Annotated in this window: 4 protein-coding genes; 2 read left to right on the forward strand and 2 right to left on the reverse strand. The window is 71.3% G+C overall.

The annotated features are described in order from the left end of the window. The coding region (locus BQ9890_RS09235; RefSeq protein ID WP_143226430.1) for an LmeA family phospholipid-binding protein at window positions 1-574 on the forward strand (574 nt) is incomplete at its 5' end. Between the two features lie 239 nt (window positions 575-813). Here BQ9890_RS09235 and BQ9890_RS09240 read toward each other — a convergent pair. Then, the gene (locus tag BQ9890_RS09240; protein ID WP_075891035.1) at window positions 814-1,290 is read right to left on the reverse strand and encodes an Hsp20/alpha crystallin family protein; all 477 of its coding nucleotides are present in this window, start codon (window positions 1,288-1,290) and stop codon (window positions 814-816) included. 291 nt (window positions 1,291-1,581) lie between these two features. Between BQ9890_RS09240 and BQ9890_RS09245 the strand changes: the two genes are divergently transcribed. After that, a complete protein-coding gene (locus BQ9890_RS09245; protein WP_075891037.1) occupies window positions 1,582-1,992 on the forward strand; it encodes an ACT domain-containing protein in 411 nt (136 codons plus the stop codon). Between the two features lie 150 nt (window positions 1,993-2,142). Here the strand turns inward: BQ9890_RS09245 and BQ9890_RS09250 are convergent, their stop codons facing one another. Further along, window positions 2,143-3,264 (reverse strand): NADH:flavin oxidoreductase/NADH oxidase, encoded by a 1,122-nt coding sequence (locus tag BQ9890_RS09250; RefSeq protein WP_075891039.1) that lies wholly within the window; start codon window positions 3,262-3,264, stop codon window positions 2,143-2,145. Window positions 3,265-3,344 lie beyond the last annotated feature (80 nt).

Raw genomic sequence — 3,344 nt, forward strand, 5'->3', positions numbered from 1 at the left:
CGGCAGCGGCGTGTCCGGGGAGCTGGCCGTGCGCGTGGAGGGCATCCCCGTCCTCACCCAGTTGCTGGCGGGCGAACTGGACTCCCTGCGGGTCCACCTCCCCGCCTACGACGTGGACACGGGGTACGGGACGCTGCGGGTCCACGACATCGACGCCCACCTCACGGGCGTGGACACGTCCGCGCCCCACACCTCCCGTGCCCTCACCGCCACTGCCGTCATCACCACCGAGTCCCTCGCACCCCTGGTCACGGCGGCCGGCGTGCCCGGGACGCTCACCACGGGTGACGAGGGCGTGACACTCTCCCTGGACGTGCTCGGTCAACAGGTGAGCGTGACCGTGGCCCTCTCCCCCGACGAGGACGGACGCTCCCTGCTGCTCACCCCCACGTCGGCGTCGATGGCGGGTGCGGAGGTCCCCCTGGACCTCGTCCGGGCAGTCGCCGGGGGACTTCCGACGATTCCCCTGGACGGACTGCCCGAGGGCATCCGCGTGGCTGGTCTGCACAGCGGACCCGGAGGGCTCTCGGTGGACCTGGTCGGCCAGGACGTCAGCTTCGGGGAGCTCTCCTGACATCGCACCGCAGGTGGTGACAGCGGGACGGCGGTGCATGACCGTCCCCGCACCGGACATCGAGCGACCGCCACACGGGCGGGGAGAACAGGGAGGGGAGGGTGCCGGGGAACTCCCCGGCACCCTCCCCCGGACGGACGGAGGGTCAGGGACCAGCTGGTCCCCGACCCTCCGTCACCGCAGCGCGTCCCCCGACCCTTCAGTCAGGTCGCGACACCTGCGCTGCGACACCCGCGCGTTCAGGCGTTCGCCGACTCCGGGACCCGCGTGGCCCCATTCGACTCGGTGGACTCGCCCTCAATGGTGGTCGGCGCGGAGTTGTCGACCGCGACCGAGATCTTGCGGGGCTTGGCGGCCTCGGCGACCGGGATGGTGAGCGTCAGCACGCCGTCACGGTAGGAGGCCTTGATCCCGTCCAGTGCCACGCCGTTGCCCAGCGTCAGCTGACGGGCGAACGTGCCCGTGGGACGCTCGTGGCTGAGCCACTGCACGTGCTCACCGGTGTGCGCGTCGCGCTTGGCGCTGATGGTCAGGGTGTGCTCCTCGACATCGATGTCGATCGACGCGGGATCAACGCCCGGCAGGTCGAGTTCGGCGACGAACTCGTCGCCGTCCCTGTAGAGGTCGAGCGGCATCCCCGGGTTTGCCGGGACCTGACGCAGGACCGAATTGAACACGCGATCGACGTCGCGGAACGGATCGTAACGAGTAGCCATGGTGATCACCTCCGGTTGTCCCGGCCCGGACCCTCCGGACCGGATCACCTGCCCTCTCGGGCTTCAACACTGTTCAGTGTCGCGCGCCTGGGAGATGTCCGCAAGTAGAGTTGAGCGTGTTTCACTCAAGGCTGAACATTGAGCGTGTACGACTCAGGTCCGAACGGGTGGCTCGGTCCCGGCACCGGGGACCTTCCTGGGGGACGGGGCCGTCACCCGCCGTCCGGGCGCTCCACCGCCCCTGCTGAGACGGTGCTGCGCAGAGGGCAGGTGCGCGATAGCCTCTCCCCCATGTCCGGACTGACTGACCTCGACCACACCCTCGCATCACTGGACGCCAAGCCCCAGGGCACCTACGTCTTCGCCACCGTCGACCCCGTGCCGGAGGGACTCTTCCCGTTCGCCGTCATCAGGGAGGACGAGGGCACCACGGTCATCGCCGAGGAGGAGGCCGCGCGCGCCTTCGGGCTACCCCTGGACCACACCTTCGCCCGCATCACCCTGGGCGTGCACTCCTCGTTGGACTCCATCGGCCTCACCGCGACGATCGCCCAGACACTGGCGAGCCGGTCCATCGCCTGCAATGTCGTGGCCGGCTTCCACCACGACCACCTCTTCGTCCAGGCAGACCGTGCCTCCGAGGCATGGTCACTCCTCGACGACCTCGCCCGCCAGGCCAAGGGCTGGCTCCCGGAGGACTGACCCTCCCGGGGCCCCACCCGCCGCGCGCCACCCTCACCACGCGCGACGCCTTCCCCTCGCGCGCCACCCTCACCACGCGCGACGCCTTCCCCTCGCGCGCCACCCTCGCCACGCACCGTGCCCTCCCGGCGCACAGTGCCCACTGCGCTCTCAGCGAGCAGTGCCCCGCCGCAGTTGCTCGGGCCATCCCTGCTCCACCCGGAGTCGACCGCGCCAGACCCGGGGTGCCATCGGATCGGTGAGCATCACCCGTCCGATCTCGACCACGTCCGCCCGGCCGTCGGCCAGGATCTGCTCGGCCTGCTCCGGCGCCAGGACGAGTCCGCAGGCTGCGACCGGCACAGTCCTGCCGCCTCCCCCGCCCAGCACGTCACGCACCGCGGAAGCGGCGAAGACCTGGTAGCCCGGCCCGCCAGCGATGCGGGCGTCGTGGACGTTCCCGCCGGTGGACACGTTGACCATGTCCACCCCGTCCTCGACCAGGAGCGGCGCCAGGCGCAGCGTGTCCTCCAGGGTCCACCCCGCCCGGCCGTCGGCGGGGTACTCCTGGGTCCAGTCAGTCGCCGAGACACGCACCAGCAGGGCGGCATCACCGATGGCAGCACGGATCGCGCGCACGACCTCACGCGCCAGACGCGTGCGGCCCCCGAAGTCCCCACCCCACCGGTCCGTCCGGTGGTTGGAGGCCGGGGAGAGGAACTGGTGGATCAGGTAGCCGTGGGCCGCGTGGACCTGCACCCCGTCGAAGCCAGCCTCCACCGCGCGACGAGCTGCCTGTGCGAACGCCTCGACCACGCCGAGGACGTCCTCGTCGGTGAGTTCGCGGGGCACCGGCCATCCCGGCGCGAAGGGAATGGGCGAGGGTGCGACCACCTGCCAGCCCCCCTCCTCGGCACCTGCGTGCCCCTCCAGCCAGCCCGCGCGGGCGCTGCCCTTGCGCCCGGCATGGTTGAGCTGGATGAACGCCGCCGCACCGCCGGCGTGGATGAGGCGCGCGAGCTCGCCGAAGGCGGGGATGCGGGCATCCTCGTGGAAGCACAGGCAGTTGACCGAGATCCGTCCCTCGGGCACCACTGCGGTCGCCTCGACGATGACGGCACCCACCCCACCCAGGGCGCGGGTGCCGTAGTGAAGACGGTGCCAGTCCCCCGGCATCCCCATCCCGGCACCGACCGGTGCTGCGGAGTACTGGCACATGGGAGGCATCCAGAGGCGGCTGGGGACCTCCAGGCCTCCGACGAGGACGGGTTCGAAGAGTCTGGCTCGCGACATGCCCCGATCCTATGACCCGACCGCATGACCCCGCCCCGACCGACCCCGCAACGGCCCGACCCTGCACCCCGCGCGAGGAG

Origin of the sequence: Actinomyces provencensis (genome assembly GCF_900155435.1) — a bacterium.
Taxonomy (GTDB): Bacteria; Actinomycetota; Actinomycetes; order Actinomycetales; family Actinomycetaceae; genus Pauljensenia; species Pauljensenia provencensis.